The organism is Micromonospora sp. LZ34 (assembly GCF_052981855.1).
On the sequence record NZ_JBRIQN010000060.1, the window covers coordinates 17,887 to 33,141 of the forward strand.

14 protein-coding genes are annotated in these 15,255 nt (G+C 74.7%); 6 read left to right on the forward strand and 8 right to left on the reverse strand.

Features of this window, described 5'->3' with window-relative positions; translation table 11 throughout:
• Positions 1-129: 129 nt before the first annotated feature.
• Together ACVCAH_RS33500 and ACVCAH_RS33505 are read right to left on the reverse strand one after the other, a co-directional pair.
• Positions 130-1,299: a hypothetical protein gene (locus tag ACVCAH_RS33500; protein ID WP_447140245.1), complete on the reverse strand. Its 1,170-nt coding sequence runs from the start codon at positions 1,297-1,299 to the stop codon at positions 130-132.
• A complete protein-coding gene (locus tag ACVCAH_RS33505; RefSeq protein ID WP_447140246.1) occupies positions 1,296-1,826 on the reverse strand; it encodes a SigE family RNA polymerase sigma factor in 531 nt (176 codons plus the stop codon). Before ACVCAH_RS33505 ends, ACVCAH_RS33500 begins: the two co-directional genes overlap by 4 nt.
• Before the next feature lie 154 nt (positions 1,827-1,980).
• Between ACVCAH_RS33505 and ACVCAH_RS33510 the strand changes: the two genes are divergently transcribed.
• The 4 genes from ACVCAH_RS33510 to ACVCAH_RS33525 are packed head-to-tail and all read left to right on the forward strand — an operon-like array spanning position 1,981 to position 5,364.
• Positions 1,981-3,750 (forward strand): proline--tRNA ligase, encoded by a 1,770-nt coding sequence (locus tag ACVCAH_RS33510; RefSeq protein WP_447140247.1) that lies wholly within the window; start codon positions 1,981-1,983, stop codon positions 3,748-3,750.
• A 58-nt stretch (positions 3,751-3,808) separates the two neighbouring features.
• Entirely contained in the window at positions 3,809-4,234 is a 426-nt protein-coding gene (locus ACVCAH_RS33515; RefSeq protein ID WP_447140248.1) for a CBS domain-containing protein, read from the forward strand.
• Positions 4,235-4,289: 55 nt separating this feature from the next.
• Positions 4,290-4,718 (forward strand): SufE family protein, encoded by a 429-nt coding sequence (locus ACVCAH_RS33520; protein WP_088996719.1) that lies wholly within the window; start codon positions 4,290-4,292, stop codon positions 4,716-4,718.
• Between the two features lie 19 nt (positions 4,719-4,737).
• Entirely contained in the window at positions 4,738-5,364 is a 627-nt protein-coding gene (locus ACVCAH_RS33525) for a DsbA family oxidoreductase (RefSeq protein WP_447140249.1), read from the forward strand.
• 83 nt (positions 5,365-5,447) lie between these two features.
• On the opposite strand, the gene ACVCAH_RS33530 is transcribed toward ACVCAH_RS33525, so the two are convergent.
• The 6 genes from ACVCAH_RS33530 to ACVCAH_RS33555 all read right to left on the reverse strand — a co-directional run bounded on the left by ACVCAH_RS33530 (position 5,448) and on the right by ACVCAH_RS33555 (position 9,353).
• On the reverse strand, positions 5,448-5,996 hold the full coding sequence (locus tag ACVCAH_RS33530; RefSeq protein ID WP_447140261.1) for a YbaK/EbsC family protein: 549 nt from the start codon (positions 5,994-5,996) through the stop codon (positions 5,448-5,450).
• 116 nt (positions 5,997-6,112) lie between these two features.
• A complete protein-coding gene (locus ACVCAH_RS33535) occupies positions 6,113-6,307 on the reverse strand; it encodes a hypothetical protein (RefSeq protein WP_447140250.1) in 195 nt (64 codons plus the stop codon).
• Between the two features lie 37 nt (positions 6,308-6,344).
• Positions 6,345-7,124: an SDR family oxidoreductase gene (locus ACVCAH_RS33540; RefSeq protein ID WP_447140251.1), complete on the reverse strand. Its 780-nt coding sequence runs from the start codon at positions 7,122-7,124 to the stop codon at positions 6,345-6,347.
• 88 nt (positions 7,125-7,212) lie between these two features.
• The gene (locus ACVCAH_RS33545; RefSeq protein WP_447140252.1) at positions 7,213-7,689 is read right to left on the reverse strand and encodes a GAP family protein; all 477 of its coding nucleotides are present in this window, start codon (positions 7,687-7,689) and stop codon (positions 7,213-7,215) included.
• A gap of 2 nt (positions 7,690-7,691) precedes the next feature.
• Positions 7,692-7,838, reverse strand: a complete 147-nt coding sequence (locus ACVCAH_RS33550; protein WP_447140253.1) for a hypothetical protein — start codon at positions 7,836-7,838, stop codon at positions 7,692-7,694.
• A 126-nt stretch (positions 7,839-7,964) separates the two neighbouring features.
• A complete protein-coding gene (locus ACVCAH_RS33555) occupies positions 7,965-9,353 on the reverse strand; it encodes an MFS transporter (protein ID WP_447140254.1) in 1,389 nt (462 codons plus the stop codon).
• 355 nt (positions 9,354-9,708) lie between these two features.
• Here ACVCAH_RS33555 and ACVCAH_RS33560 point away from each other — a divergent pair, with 355 nt between their 5' ends.
• Together ACVCAH_RS33560 and ACVCAH_RS33565 are read left to right on the forward strand one after the other, a co-directional pair.
• Positions 9,709-14,226 carry an HAD-IC family P-type ATPase gene (locus ACVCAH_RS33560; protein ID WP_447140255.1) on the forward strand — a complete coding sequence of 1,506 codons (4,518 nt, stop codon included), beginning with the start codon at positions 9,709-9,711 and terminating at the stop codon, positions 14,224-14,226.
• A gap of 68 nt (positions 14,227-14,294) precedes the next feature.
• A complete protein-coding gene (locus ACVCAH_RS33565) occupies positions 14,295-15,134 on the forward strand; it encodes an MBL fold metallo-hydrolase (protein WP_447140256.1) in 840 nt (279 codons plus the stop codon).
• Positions 15,135-15,255 lie beyond the last annotated feature (121 nt).

The following is a 15,255-nucleotide window of genomic DNA, read 5'->3' on the forward strand; positions in this document are numbered from 1 at the left end:
CTCCAGCGCGTACGCCGGAGGGCCTTCGGCTTTCGGTAGCTCGCCAGGTCGGCGAGCCGGTGGCATCCGCGCCCGCCAGGCACCCCCACCTCGCCGACCTTCGGGGCGCGACTCCGTGCTTTCCGGGGCTCAGCCTTCGCTCAGGGTCAGCGTGTACTCCGCCCGGTCGTTGCTCTCGTCGTTGTCACCCTGGCTGTTGAACACGTCCACCGTGCCGGAAGCAGGTTGCCCACTTCCAGCGAACCGCAGGCTGACGGTGATGGTCACCGACTTGCCGGGCGCGATCGCGGCAAGCGAGCAGATCATGGTCATGGGCGGCCCGCTGTCCTGCACGGAGGCCTTGTTGTTCAACACGCCGCGGACCTTGGTCAGGGATACCGACTTCGGCAGGGTCAGCCGGACACCGGGCTGATCAACAGTGATCTTTCCGGTGTTGGTGACGGTCAGCACCAGATCGCCCGCGTATCCGCTGTCCGGCTGCTTCACCAGGGTGGCCGGGCCGGCCGTGATCTTCAAGTCGATCGACATCTTCGGGAAGCTCTTGGGGCCGTCGGTCTGACGGAATCCGTCACCGCTCCAGCGGTAGGTACGCCACTGGGCGGCCTCGCTGCCGGGCTGGGTGTCGCGCCAGCGCACCCGGATCGTGCCGTCGGCCGCGGCCTGCACCTCCGTGAGCTCTCCGCCGCCCGTCCCGGCGCCGGTCACGGTCACTTGGCCCAGGGTGGCGATCTTGCCGGACTCGGTCCGGTGCAGGGCGATCACCTGCTGGGCGCGCACCGCGAACGGGCTGCAGGTGATCAGCACGACCGCGTCCAAATCACCGTCCCGGTCGACGTCCACGATCGACGGGTCGCCGAGCATGCTGAACGCCCCCGGCGAGTCCTCCCGGGGCAGGTAGGTGCTGGTGCCGTCCTTGAAGCGGTAGTTCCCGGAGGGGCAGAAGTCGGCGTTCCACCTGCCGACCTGGATGGTGGCGTTGCGGACCTCGTCCACCGTCAACGGCGCCCTCGGCGCGTCGGCCGGCTGGGCGATCGTCGACGGGCTCGGCGAGGCCGACGGCGACGGGCTGGCGGTCACCGACGGGGTGGTCGCCGGGAGCGGGTCCGTCCCCCGGTTCGGCAGCATCGCGAACGCGGTGCCGGTGGCCGCGCCGAACAGCACCACCGCCGCGGCGGAGGTGGCGATCGCGCGCTGGATGCCGATCCGGCGGGACGTCCGCAGCGCGCGGTCCCGCAGGTCGACCGGGGTGACCTCGTCGGCCAGGTCGGCCAGGTCGAGCCGGAGACGCTGGTCGTTCATCGGGCGCTTCCTTCCAGGACGTACAGCTCGGCGAGTTCGGGCGCGACGGTGCGCAACTTCGCCAGGGCCTTGGAGGTCTGGCTCTTCACGGTGCCGACGGTGACGCCGAGCAACTCGGCGGCCTCGGCTTCGGTGCGGTCCTCGAAGAACCGCAGGACCAGCACGGCGCGCTGCTTCGACGAGAGCTTCGCCAGCGCCGCGCGCAGGGTGAGCCGCACAGTGGTCTGGCTGGCGTGGTCGGGGGCCGAGTCGCCTCCGCGTGGTTCGGGCAGCTCGCCCGTCATCGACTCGGGGACCCGACGGCGTCGCCACCAGGACACTTGCAGGTGGTACATGGTCTTGCGGGTGTACGCCTCGGCGTTGCCGCTGTGGTGCAGCCGGTTCCAGGACCGGTGGGTGCGGGCCAGCGCCGACTGGACGAGGTCTTCGGCGAGGTGCTGGTCCCCGGTCAGCAGGTACGCCGACCGCAGCAGGGCGGGTGTCCGGGTCCGGACGAACGAGTCGAACTCACTCAGCAGAGGGTCCACACGAGCCGATCCTTGGGGTAGTCGTTGACAACTCCCCAGACGCCACCTCGGGATCCCCGGGTTGCCGCCCGGGCAGCCGATTTCCGCGTCAGTCTCGGCAACGGCCGACGCAATCCGTTCGCCGGCCCCACCGCACCGGTCGTACGCTGCGGCAATGCTGCTACGTATGTCGACCCTGCTGCTGCGGACCCTGCGTGAGGACCCGGCGGACGCGGAGGTGCCGAGCCATCGGCTGCTGCTGCGCGCCGGCTACATCCGCCGGGCCGCGCCGGGTGGCTACACCTGGCTGCCGCTGGGCAAGCTGGTGCTGGACCGGGTCACCGAGATCGTCCGGCAGGAGATGACCGCGATCGGCGACCAGGAGGTGCACTTCCCGGCGTTGCTGCCGGCGGAGCCGTACCGGACCAGCGGGCGGTGGACGGAGTACGGCGACGACATCTTCACCCTCGCCGACCGCAAGGGCGCCGAGCACCTGCTCGCGCCCACCCACGAGGAGCTGGCCGCGCTGCTGGTGCAGGACCTCTTCTCCTCCTACCGGGACTTCCCGGTGACGATCTTCCAGATCCAGACCAAGTTCCGGGACGAGGCCCGGCCGCGGGCCGGCCTGCTGCGGGGCCGCGAGTTCCTGATGAAGGACGCGTACTCCTTCGACCTCGACGAGGCGGGCCTGCAGGCCGCGTACGACCGGCACCGGGGCGCGTACCGGCGGATCTTCGACCGGCTGGGGCTGGAGCACACCATCGTGCACGCGATGTCCGGGGCGATGGGCGGTTCCGCCTCGGAGGAGTTCCTGGCCGCGACGCCGGTCGGCGAGGACACCTTCGTCGGCTGCACCGCCTGCGACTATGCCGCGAACACCGAGGCGGTGACCACGCCCGCCCCGCCGGCCGGCGACCCGGACGCGCACCCCCCGACCGAGGTGCACGACACCCCGGAGACCCCCACCATCGCCACCCTGGTCGAGCTGGCCAACGCCCGCCGGCTCGGCGGCCGGGCCGACTGGACCGCCGCCGACACGCTGAAGAACGTGGTGCTGACCGTCCGGCGGCCCGGTGCGGACGAGGCCGAACTGCTGGTCGTCGGGCTGCCCGGCGACCGCGAGGTGGACCTGAAGCGGCTGGGCGCGGCGGTGGCCCCGGCCACCGTGGACGTGTTCGACGGTTGGGACGCCCACCCCGAGCTGGTCCGCGGCTACATCGGCCCGCAGATCATGGCGAAGCTCGGCATCCGCTACCTGGTCGACCCGCGGGTGGCACCGGGCTCGGCCTGGCTGACCGGCGCGAACGAGCCGGGCCGGCACGCGGTGCACGTGGTCAGCGGCCGCGACTTCGTGCCGGACGGCACCATCGAGGCCGCCGAGGTGCGGGCCGGCGACCCCTGCCCGGCCTGCCGCACCGGCGAGCTGACCATCCGCCGGGGCATCGAGATCGGGCACATCTTCCAGCTCGGCCGCCGCTACACCGACGCGTTCTCGGTCGACGTGCTCGGCCCGGAGGGCAAGCCGGTTCGGCCCACCATGGGCTGCTACGGCATCGGGGTGTCCCGGGCGGTGGCGGCGATCGCCGAACAGCACCACGACGAGCGGGGACTGGTCTGGCCGGCGGCGGTCGCGCCGTGCGACGTACACCTGGTGGCGGCCGGGAAGGGGCCGCAGCTGGCGGCGGCGCTGGAGCTCGGCGGGCGGCTCGCCGCGGCGGGCCTGCGGGTGCTGGTCGACGACCGCACGCACGTCTCGGCCGGGGTCAAGTTCACCGACGCCGAGCTGGTCGGCATCCCGCGCGCCGTCGTGGTCGGCCGCCGCCTCGCCGAGGGGTACGTCGAGCTGCGCGACCGGGCCACCGGCGAGCGCACCGAACTGCCGGTCGACGAGCTGGTGGAGCGGCTGTGCGACGAGGTGGGCCGGCAGCCCGTCGGCAGGGTGTAGCCATCGCACCACGGGGTACCGCAACCGAATCGGCTGACGTGTGTTTCGGAGGGCTCTCATGACCGGTTACCGGGTCGCGGACGTGATGACCAAGCAGGTCGTGTACCTGCCGGCAGAGACCACCCTGGACGAGGCCGCCAAGGTGATGAAGGAGGCGGACATCGGCGACGTGGTGGTCACCGACGGCGCCACCCTCGCCGGCATGCTCACCGATCGCGACATCGTGGTGCGGGCGGTGGCCGAGCGGAGCGACCCGGCCGTCACCACCATCGGCTCGATCATCACCCGCGAGGTGGTGATGATCGAGCAGAACTCCACCGCCGGCGAGGCGGCGTCGCTGATGCGTGAGCGGGGCATCCGGCGGGTGCTGGTCTGCGACAGCGAGCGCAAGCTGGTCGGCATCGTCTCCCTCGGTGACCTCGCCATGCAGCTCGACCCGCAGTCGGCGCTCAGCGAGATCAGCGAGCAGGCGCCGACCACCTGAGCGGGTGTCCGGCGGCGCGGCGGTGTGCCACGGCGACGGCGGTAGCCTCGGGGGCATGTCATCCATGCCGGCCAGGCTGGCCGAGATCGTCGAGGAGTTCGCCGCCGCGCCGCGGGACGTGGTGCTGGAGATGCTGCTGGAGTACGCCGACGTCATCCCGCCGCTGCCGCCCGACGCCGCCGACCGGGAGGGCATGGAGCAGGTGCCGGAGTGCCAGACGGCGTTCTTCCTGCGTGCCCGGGTGACGCCGGAGGGCACCGTGGAGACACTCTTCGACTGCCCGCCGGAGGCGCCGACCACCCGCGCCTTCGCCGGCATCCTGGCCGAGGGGCTGGCCGGGGCGAAGCCCGACGAGGTGCTCGCCGTGCCCGACGACCTCTACCAGCGGATGGGGCTGGCCCAGGCGATCAGCCCGCTGCGGGTCCGCGGCGGCACGGCCATCCTGGCCCGGCTCAAGCGCCAGGTCCGGGAACAGACCAGCTGACCGGGAGGTTGTCCGGATCATGGAGATCGAGATCTACGCGGACGTGGTCTGCCCCTGGTGCTACATCGGCAAGCGCCGGCTGGAGCAGGCGCTGGAGTCGTACGACGGCGAGGTGACGGTCCACTATCGGCCGTTCCAGCTCGACCCGTCGCCGGTGCCCGAGCCGCAGCCCCTGCTGGACGCGCTGGCCACTAAGTTCGGGCCGCAGGCCCGGCAGATGGTCGGCCACGTGACCGGGGTGGCCGCGGGGGTCGGCCTCAAGCTCGACTTCGACCGCGCCGTCGCCGCGAACACCTTCGACGCGCACCGGCTGATCTCCTGGGCCACCGAGCGGGGCCGCGCCGCCGAGATGGTCGACGCGCTCTACCGGGCCCACTTCACCGACGGGGTCGATGTCGGGTCCCGGGACGCGCTCGCCACCCTGGCCGGCGAGGTCGGGCTGGACGCGGTGGAGGCGCGCCGGTTCCTCGACTCGGACGAGCGGGTGGCCGAACTGACCACCGAACTGGACACCGCCCGGCAGATCGGGGTGACCAGCGTGCCTACCTTCGTGCTCGCTGGCAAGTACGCGGTGACCGGCGCCCAGGAGCCGGCGACGCTGCTGGCCGCCCTGACCGAGGTGGCGCGGCGCGAGTCCGCCGACTGACGCCCGGCCGCGCAGGTCGACCCGCCGCCGGTCATCGACAGGCGTCATGTTTCACGTGCAACGGTATAGACGCCGGTGATCGCTCAGGCCGGCCTGGCCAGGTCCTCCACCACCCGCGCTCCGGGCAGTGCGCCCAGCGCCGGCCCGGGCAGGGCGATCTTGCTGTGCCGCACGCCGGACCCGATGATCACGTGCGGGGTGGCGATCACCCGGGCGTCGACCAGGATCGGCCACTGCTCGGGCAGGCCGATCGGGGTGATGCCGCCGTACTCCATGCCGGTCAGCTCGACCGCGTCGGCCATCGGCGCGAAGCTCGCCTTGCGGACGTCCAGCGCCCGCCGGACCACCCCGTTCACGTCGGCCCGGGTGGTGGCGAGCACGACGCAGGCCGCGTAGCGGACGACCCCCTCGCGCTTGCCGGCGATCACCACGCAGTTGGCCGAATCCTCCAGCCCGACCTGGTACGCCGCGCAGAACGCGGCGGTGTCGGCGAGGTCGGCGTCGATCGGCGCGACCAGCACGTCGTCGACGTCCACCGGCGCGTCGGCAGGCCACTGCGCGAGCGCGGCGGCGACCGGCGGTGCCAGCAGGTCGAGCCGGGTGCCGGCGGGTTCGGTCTTCAGCGTCCCCATCACGAGTGCGATCCTCGCACCACCCGGCCGGCCGCGCCCACCGGACACCGGCACGTCCCGGCCACCGGGCAACGACCGCCCGGCGCCGACGTCCGGCGGGCGCGCTCCGCGCAGGCTCAGCTGCCGGTGAGGAAGGCGTTCTCGCGGAGCATCGTGCGGTCGCGCATGGCGGCCAGCTCCTCCGCCCGCTCGGCCTGGATCCGGCGCACCTCCATATCCTCCAGGGCGTGCCGGACCGCGAGCCGGATCACGCCGTAGAGGAAGACGAAGCCGGCGACGTAGAGGATCACGGTGGTGACGATGGCGAACATGGCGTCACGGTAGGCCGAACGTGAACGGGGAAGGTTCTCATCTTGCCCCGGTTCCCCCGTACGTGTCCGCGAGGTGGTCCGCGCAGCTCCGGGTGCCCCGCGGGGTCGCGTCGGTGACCAGGCCGCCGGAGCGCAGGGCCCGGCCGAGCCGGCCCGGGATCCGTATCGGCAGCAGCGGCCGGCGGGACCGCCGGGCGGCCTTCCAGGCGCGGACCGCCTGGTCGAAGCGGAGCACCTCGGGCCCGCCGTACTCCTCGATGCCGTGCAGCGGGCCGGCCACCAGCCGCTCGGCGAGCCGGGCGGCGACCTCGCCCGGGTCGACCGGCTGGGCGAGCACCGCCCGGTCGCCGATCACCGGGCCCAGCCGGCTCGCCGCGACCAGCAGCTCGTCGAGGAACTGCGGGAACTGGGTGGCCCGCAGCACCGTCCACGGCACCGGCCCGGCGGCGACCACCTGCTCGGCGGCCAGCTTGTGCCGGTAGTACGGGATCGGCACCCGGTCGACGCCGACGATCGAGATGTAGACCAGGTGGCGGACGGCGGCCTCCCCGGCGGCGCGGACCAGCCCGCGGGTGCCCAGCACGTCGACCTGGTGGGTGCGCCGGTTGGGCGACGACGCCAGGTGCAGGACGGCGTCCACGCCGCGTACCGCCTCGGCCACCCCGGCCCCGGTGGCCAGGTCCGCCACCGCCCACTCCACCACCGGGTCGGTACGCGGCCGGCGGCTCGTCGCCCGTACCGCGTGCCCGTCGTCGAGCAGGCGGGGCAGCACCGCCCGTCCCAAACGACCGCCCGCCCCGGTTACCAGCACCCGCATGATGTCCTCCTTCTCCGGCGCCCCGGGGTCGGGGCGTCCGTGTCGGTGACGACGCCGCCCGGTCGGGTGTGACCGTCCGTGCGCCGGCTCACCGCAGCAGGTCGACCAACGTCACCGCCAGGAAGAAGCCGATCACGAGCTCGCTGACCACCCAGGAGTTGTGGGCGGTCCAGTCCCGGATCCGGGGCAGCACCGTGGCGGCCCGACCGCCGAGCAGCGCCAGCAGCGCCAGCAGCGCCAGGGTGAGCAGCACGAACGGCAGCAGGTGCCACCACGGCAGGTCGTGCCGGGCGGCGCTCGCGCCGACCGTGATCATGGTGAGGTCGTCCGTCGGCATGGCGAGGAAGAGCAGCACGCCCAGCCGGGCGGCGTAGCCCGGGCCGGCCTGCTGGAGCTTTCCCATCCACCGGGGTGGGCCGGTGGAGTGCCGTCGGAGGAACACCACCAGCGCCAGCACGACCAGCAGGGCCAGCACCACCTGGTCGATCCTCGTCTCGACCGGGCTCCGGCCGTGGCCGCCACCGTCGAAACTGATCTTCACGGCCCTGGTGACCAGCCAGCTCACCGTCACCCCGCCGCCGACCACCAGCCGCCGGCCAGGTAGCCCAGCGACGCGGCCCGCGGTCGGTCGGAGGCGGCAAGGAAGACCGCCGCGACCAGCTGCGTCCCGGCGACCATCACCACGGCCAGCGGCAGGACGGTCAGGAAGTTCATCTCCCCGCCCATCCTGCCGGCCGCCACCTAGGGGGACCGCCGATCCGCCGACAACCCGGGGCGCTCGGCCGCCCCGCGCTCCGGGCGCTCCCGGCCGCAGCGCGGTCGCTGGGACCGCCGGAAAGCTCAGGCGACCAGCCGCGCGGCCGGCACCACCCGGCCGGCGAGCAGGAGACCGAGCAGCGCCAGGCCGGACGCGACGGCCAACGTCCCCGCGTAGTCGCCCGCGCCGGGGGCGGCGCCGGCGGCGAGCACCGCGCCGGTCAGCGCCAGCACGGTCGCCGCGAACAGTGAATCGCCCAGTTGCAGCGAGGAGCTGTTGCGGCCCTGCTCGCCGGGGGCGGACAACTCCAGGGTGAGCACCGACAGCGAGGGGTAGAGCAGCCCCATGCCGAGCCCGGCCGTCGCCCAGCCGAGCACTCCCACCCCGACCGGCACGGCCGGCGCGACGGTGAGCGCGACCACCGCGGTGCCGGCCGCGATGCAGGCCAGCCCCGCCCGGGGCAGGGTGGCCCGACTCTGCGGCGCCGGCAGCCGGCCCTGCAACCAGGAGCCCACCGACCAGGCCAACGCACCCGTGGTGAGGACCAGGCCGGCCGCGGTCGGCGAGAACCCCCGCTCCCGGGAGAGCATCAGCGGGATCACCACCTCCGCGCCGACGAACGCCGCGGAGGCGAGGCCGCGCAGCCCGATCACCGTCGGCAGGCCCCGACCGGCCCGCAGGAATCCGGCCGGCAGCAACCGGGGCGCGCAGACCAGCAAGCCGACCAGGGCCACGGCGACCAGAGCGACGGCGAAGGGGCCGCGCTGCTGTCCCCCGATGTGCAGCAGTGCGGCGCTCACCCCCGCCCCGCAGGCCCAGCCGATCCGGGCCGCCGCGCCGGCCGGCCGGGCCGCCCGCGTCGACGGGCCGACCGCCCGCAGGCCGGGGTGGATCAGCAGCACCGCCGGCACCGCCACCACCGGCACCGCGAGGAAGACCCACCGCCAACCGAGGTGCTCCACGATCAGGCCGGCCACCGCCGGCCCGACCAGCGACGGTACGACCCACGCGGCGGCGAACGCCGCGAAGATCCGCCGGTGCAGTTCCTCCGGGTACGCCTGCCCGACGATGACGTAGAGCGCCACCGAGAGCAGGCCCGAGCCGAACCCCTGCACCACCCGGCCGACGACCAGCGCGCCCATCGCCGTCGCGCTGCCCGCGATGACCAGCCCGAGCACGAACCAGACCAGCCCGTGCCACATCGGCGCGCGCGGTCCCCGAGTGTCGCACCAGATGCCGCTGGCCACCATGGCCAGCACGCCGGCGGCGAACGGGCCGCCGAACGCGATCCCGTACAGGGCCAGCCCGTCCAGGCTGCGGGCGACGGTGGGCATCGCGGTGCCGACCGCCAGCGCCTCGAACGCCAGCAGCGAGACCAGGGCGACGCTGCCGACCGTCATGGCCCGCAGCCGGGGCGCGAACAGTCCCAGGGCCGGGGCGACCGGTCCGGCCGGCGCGGCGGTAGCGGTCACCGCCGGTCCGCCCTACGGGGCGACCACACCGGCGTCGGACGGTTGCCGGCACGGGGTGGACGCCGAAGCTCGTCCCGCCGCACCTCGGCCCTGAGCAGTTCGATCAGCATGCGGCCAGCCTGCGACCTCAACCCCGATTGAGGTCAAGCGTGACCGCGGTCTCGCCAGGCCGCCCGGAGTGCCGGCCGGGGGAAACTTCCCCTGCTCGGGGGGCATAACGGACGTCCGGGCGGGAAGCCGTGAAGCCGCCGCGTACCCGGGCGGCCACCGGAGCAGACGTGGGAGGCGAGATGGCGTACGGAAGGGACAGCAGCAGCGGAGGGCCAGGCCGGCACGCGTCCGGCCGTACGCCTCGATGACCTCGCTGGGCCGCGTCGCCGGTCGCCTCCGACCGCCGGTAGCCGTGCCGCCGCTGGTCGGCGAGGCGTCCCGGAGCGTCGGCACGGCCGCGTCCCGGCTCGCCCGGCTGGCCGGATTGACCGGACGTCGGGTCTGGTCCCGGCCGGGCCGGCACCACATCGAGGTGCACGGGGTCTGCCAGGACGGCGGTGACCTGCTCGCCCGGCAGGTGGAGGCGGCGCTGGAACGGATGCCCGGGGTCGAGTGGGCCCGGGTGAACGCCCCGTCCGGCCGGGTGGTGGTGGCCGTCGGGACGCCACAGCCGAAGCTGCGGGACCTGATCGCGACGGTGGCCCGCACCGAGCGCGCCTGCCCGCACGAACCGGATCCGGAGATCCCCCCGCCGCACCCGCCCGAGGAAGGACCGCGCACCCCCCGCACGCTCGGCGCGCTCGCCTCCGACGCGCTCGGCCTGACCATCTCGGCGGCCACCCGGATCCTGCCGTTCGCCCCGGTGCCGGGAGAGGTCGCCGGGCTGCTCGGCGTCGTCGACATGCACCCGAAGCTGCACGCCCTCGCCAACCGGGGCCTGCGCGCCGATCCCCGCGCCGACCTGGTCTTCCCGCTCGCCCAGGCGGTCGTGCAGGGCCTCACCGGCGGCTGGACCGGCATCGTGCTGGACGGCGCGCAGCGGGTGGTGCAGTGGGGTGAGGCGCGGGCCCAGCTCGCCGCCTGGACGAAGGCGGAACCGCGGCTGACCGGCGACCCGGAGCGGGCGGTGGCCCGGTCGCCGGCCGTCGGGCGGGTCCGCCCCAAGCCGGACGGGCCGGCCGAGCGGTACGCCACCCGGATGCTGGCCGCCGGCGCCGCCGCGGCCGCCGCCGCGACGCCGGTGGTCGGCCGGAAGCGGGCCGCCTCGCTGGGGCTTTCCGCGCTGCCCAAGGCCCCGCGCAGCGGTCGGGAGGGGTACGCCGCGCAGCTCGGCCGGATCCTGGCCCGGCGGGGCGTGATCGCGATGGATCGCACCGTGCTGCGGGACCTGGACCGGATCGACACGCTGGTGCTGGACGCCGCCGTCCTCGGCTCGGACCGGGGGGTGCTGGCCGACCTGGCTCCCCTGCCCGGCGCCGACACCGGGCAGGTGGCCAGCCGAGCGTTCGCGCTCTTCGACCCCGCCGACCCGCACGGGCTGCGGCAGTCCGACGGTTGGCGACTCGGCCCGCTGGACCGGCTCGACGCGCGCGATCCCGGGGACACCGCGGAAAGCCGGCGGCTCCGCGACGCCGGCGGTCACCTGCTCGGCCTGGCCGACTCCGACACCCTGGCCGCGGTACTGCGGGTCGAGCCCGAGCCGGCGCCGGGCGTCGACACGCTGCCGGCCGTCACCCGTCAGGCCGGGTTGCGGCTGGTCGTGGCCGGTGACGACGAGCGGCGGTACGGCTTCGCCGACGACCTCGTGCCCGGCGGCGCGGGGCTGGCCGACGCCGTCCGGGCGTTGCAGCGCGACGGGGCGGTGGTGATGGTGGTCTCCGCCGACCGGGCGGCCCTCGGCGCCGCCGACTGTGGCCTGGGCATCTCCGCCCCGGAGCAGCTGCCACCCTGGGGCGCGCACCTGCTGGTCGGCACCGACCTGCGGATCGTCGCCCTGATCGTCGAGGCGACCGGGGTGGCCCGGCGGACAACCGGGCGGAGCATCCAGTTCGCCCTGGCCGGCACCGGCCTGGGCGCGTTGAACGCGCTCACCGCCGACCCCGCGCACCTGCCCGGCCGTACCCTCGGCCCGGTGAACGGCGCCGCCGCGGTGGCCTTCGCTCACGGCGTCTGGCGGGCGCGCCGGCTGCCGGGCCGGACGGAGGCGCCCGCGCCGACCATCACCGCCTGGCACCTGATGCCCACGGACACCGTCCTAAAGCGGCTCGGCACCGGCCCGGACGGGCTCGCCAGCGGCGAGGCCGAGCGCCGCCGGGGCGCCGGGCCGGGCGAGGTGCCCGGGCCGACCGGTCTGCTCCGCGCCTTCGTCGACGAGCTGGCCAACCCGCTCACCCCGGTGCTCGCGGCCGGCGCGGTGCTCTCCGCGACGTTCGGCTCGCTGATCGACGCCGCCCTGGTGGGCGGGGTGGTCGGCGGGTCGGCGCTGATCGGCGCGGTGCACCAGCGCAACACCGAGCGGTCCCTGGCCGAGCTGTTGTCCCACTCGGCGGTGACCGCCCGGGTGCGCCGGGACGGCCGGGAACGGATGCTGCCGGCGGACGACCTGGTGCCCGGCGACGTGGTCAGCCTGGAGCCGGGGGACTCGGTGCCGGCCGACTGCCGGGTGCTGGAGTCGGTCGGCCTGGAGGCCGACGAGTCCTCGCTGACCGGCGAGTCACTGCCGGTGGGCAAGACGGACCAGCCGGTGGTGGCCTCCGCCGTCGCCGACCGCCGGTCCATGCTCTACGAGGGCACCACAATCGCCGCGGGGTACGGCACCGCTGTGGTGGTGGCCACCGGCGCCGACACCGAGGCCGGCCGCAGCCTGGCGCTGGCCCGACAGGCACCACCGGCCAGCGGAGTGGAGGCCCGGCTGGGCCGGCTGACCCGGGCAGCCGTGCCGCTGGCAGCCGGCTCGGCGGTGGCGGTGGCCGGCGCCGGGTTGCTGCGCGGCGTACCGCTGGCCGAGACGGCCGCCACCGCCGCGAACCTGGCCGTGGCGTCCGTCCCGGAAGGGTTGCCGTTCCTGGTCAGCGCCGCACAGCTGGCCGCCGCCCGGCGGCTGGCCGAGCACGGGGCACTGGTCCGCAATCCGCGCACCATCGAGGCGCTCGGCCGGGTCGACGTGCTCTGCTTCGACAAGACCGGCACTCTCACCGAGGGGCAGCTGCGGCTCGCCGGAGTCGGCGACGGCCACCGCTACGCCCCGACGGACCAGCTCGACGACCGGCTCCGGCCGACCCTGGCCGCCGCACTGCGGGCCACCCCGGCCGCCGACGACCCCGACGAACTGGCCCTGCAGACCGACCAGTCGGTACGCCGCGGCGCCGCGTCCGCCGGGGTGGTCGAGCAGACCGACGTCCCCGGCTGGCGGGCCGCCGGCGGACTGCCCTTCGAACCGTCCCGGGGCTACCACGCCACCGTCGGCGAGGACGGGGACCGGCTGCTGCTCAGCGTGAAGGGCGCGCCGGAGACGGTGCTGCCCCGGTGCGCGTACCGGCGCGTCGACGGCCACGACGAGCCGTTGGACGACGGCGGCCGGGACGACCTGCACCGGCTGCTCGCCGAGCGGGCCGGGGCGGGGCACCGGATCCTGGCGGTCGCGGAGTGCGCCGTGCCCGACCCGGCGATCGGCGACGACGACGTACGCGACCTGGTGTTCGTCGGCTTCCTGGCGCTCGCCGACGGGGTCCGGGCCAGCGCCGCGCCGGCCGTGCGGCGGATCCGCCAGGCCGGCGTGCACACCATCATGATCACCGGAGACCATCCGGCGACCGCCGAGGCGATCGCCGCCACCATCAGCGACGGCGACGACCAGCGGGTGGTCACCGCGACCGAACTCGACCGGCTCGACGACGACGCCCTGGCCGAACGGCTGGCCGGCACGGACGTGGTGGCCCGCTGCACCCCGGCGCACAAGGTCCGGATCATCCAGGCGTTGCAGAAGTGCGGGCGTACCGTCGCGATGACCGGGGACGGCGCCAACGACGCGCCGGCGATCCGGCTCGCCGACGTCGGCATCGCACTCGGCCAGCGGGGCACCCCGGCGGCCCGGGCCGCCGCCGACCTGGTGGTGACCGACGACCGGCTGGAGACCATCATCGCCACCCTGGTGGAGGGGCGGGCGATGTGGTCCTCGGTACGCCACGCGCTGAGCATCCTGGTCGGCGGCAACCTCGGGGAAATCGCGTTCAGCGTGCTGAGTGCCGCCGCCACCGGCCGCTCCGCGCTCACCGGGCGGCAACTGCTCCTGGTCAACCTGCTCACCGACCTGGCGCCGGCGCTGGCCATCGCGATCCGTCCACCCGGGGCCGACCGCGCGGACGGACTGCTGCGCGAGGGGCCGGACACCTCGCTCGGCGCCACGCTCACCCGCGAGATCGGGCTGCGCGCCGCGGCCACCACGCTGGGCGCCACCGCCGGCTGGACGGTGGCCCGCTACACCGGGCGGCGCCGGCGGGCCGGCACGATCGCGCTGGTCTCGCTGGTCGGCACCCAGCTCGGGCAGACCGTGCTGGCGGGCGGCACCAGCCCGGCCGTGCTCGCCTCCACCGCCGCGTCGCTCGGCGTGCTGGTGGCGGTGGTGCAGACACCGGGCCTGAGCCAGTTCTTCGGCTGCACCCCGCTCGGGCCGGTGGGCTGGAGCATCGCGACCGGGTCGGCGCTCGGCGCGACCTTCGCCAACGGTGCGCTGACCCGACTGGTGGACCGGCTGCCGCAGACCCGGCCGGAGGCGGCCGACGGCTCACCTTCCACCGACCACCCGGACGAACCGTCCCCCGACCAGACCACCCGCGGGGCCCGTACCGACGGCGGCGGCCCGCGGCCGGACACCGACGGCTGAGGTTCCGGCACCCGGGCGGCCGCGCATGACGGCGGTCATCGGGGGTACGGCTGCGGGTGGAGGTGGACATGGAGGCGGCACAGCCGGAGGTCACGTTCATCGGCACCGCCACCACGGTGCTGCGGATCGGCGGGTTCACCCTGCTGACCGACCCGAACTTCCTGCACCGGGGGCAGCGGGCGTACCTGGGCAAGGGGATGTGGTCGCGGCGGCGGACCGACCCGGCGCTGCGGATCGTCCAGCTGCCGTCGCTGGACGCGGTGCTCCTGTCCCACCTGCACGGTGACCATTTCGACCGGGTGGCCCGGCGGGAGCTGGACCGGGAGCTGCCGATCGTGACCACCCCGGCGGCGGAACGGAAGCTGCGCCGGTGGGGTTTCCGGGCCGCCGAGGGGCTGCCCACCTGGCGTACGCGGGAGCTGCGCGGCGACGGCGAGACGCTGCGGCTGACGGCGATGCCCGGCCAGCACGGGCCGGGCGCCCTGGACCGGCTGCTGCCCGACGTGATGGGCACGATGATCGACCTGGAACGCGACGGCACCCGGCAGTTCCGCCTCTACGTCACCGGCGACACGCTGAACAAGCCGCTGCTCGCCGGCATCCCCGAGCGGTACCCGGACATCGACGCCATGCTGATCCACCTGGGCGGCACCAGGGTCGCCGGCATCCTGCTCACCATGGACGCGCGGCAGGGCGCCGACCTGGTCGAGCTGGTCCACCCGAAACTGACCGTGCCGATCCACTACGACGACTACCCGGTGTTCCGCTCACCGCTGGGTCACTTCGTGGCGGAGGCCCGCCGGCGCGGTTTCGTCCAGCGGGTCCGCACCATCGCCCGCGGCGAGACGGTTCCCCTCACCCCGGTCACCCCGCCCGCCGAACCGACCCTGCCACCGGCCGGCAGCTAGTGCGGTGGCCATTAACGTTCGCCGGGTTGTCGGGGTTGGGGAATTGTCGTAGGGGTGGTGTTGGCTGGGGTTTGTGCCTCGCCGTCGGGATCCTGCCGCGCCGCGGGTTGTGCATTGCACG

Excerpts from the sequence above, each read along its gene's own strand:
- ACVCAH_RS33520 (WP_088996719.1), top strand. The coding sequence starts at position 4,290 with ATGTCATCCATGCCGGCCAGGCTGGCCGAGATCGTCGAGGAGTTCGCC.
- ACVCAH_RS33500 (WP_447140245.1), bottom strand. The coding sequence starts at position 1,299 with ATGAACGACCAGCGTCTCCGGCTCGACCTGGCCGACCTGGCCGACGAG.
- ACVCAH_RS33530 (WP_447140261.1), bottom strand. The coding sequence starts at position 5,996 with ATGGGGACGCTGAAGACCGAACCCGCCGGCACCCGGCTCGACCTGCTG.
- ACVCAH_RS33565 (WP_447140256.1), top strand. The coding sequence starts at position 14,295 with ATGGAGGCGGCACAGCCGGAGGTCACGTTCATCGGCACCGCCACCACG.
- ACVCAH_RS33540 (WP_447140251.1), bottom strand. The coding sequence starts at position 7,124 with ATGCGGGTGCTGGTAACCGGGGCGGGCGGTCGTTTGGGACGGGCGGTG.
- ACVCAH_RS33535 (WP_447140250.1), bottom strand. The coding sequence starts at position 6,307 with ATGTTCGCCATCGTCACCACCGTGATCCTCTACGTCGCCGGCTTCGTC.
- ACVCAH_RS33550 (WP_447140253.1), bottom strand. The coding sequence starts at position 7,838 with ATGAACTTCCTGACCGTCCTGCCGCTGGCCGTGGTGATGGTCGCCGGG.
- ACVCAH_RS33510 (WP_447140247.1), top strand. The coding sequence starts at position 1,981 with ATGCTGCTACGTATGTCGACCCTGCTGCTGCGGACCCTGCGTGAGGAC.
- ACVCAH_RS33525 (WP_447140249.1), top strand. The coding sequence starts at position 4,738 with ATGGAGATCGAGATCTACGCGGACGTGGTCTGCCCCTGGTGCTACATC.
- ACVCAH_RS33515 (WP_447140248.1), top strand. The coding sequence starts at position 3,809 with ATGACCGGTTACCGGGTCGCGGACGTGATGACCAAGCAGGTCGTGTAC.
- ACVCAH_RS33560 (WP_447140255.1), top strand. The coding sequence starts at position 9,709 with ATGACCTCGCTGGGCCGCGTCGCCGGTCGCCTCCGACCGCCGGTAGCC.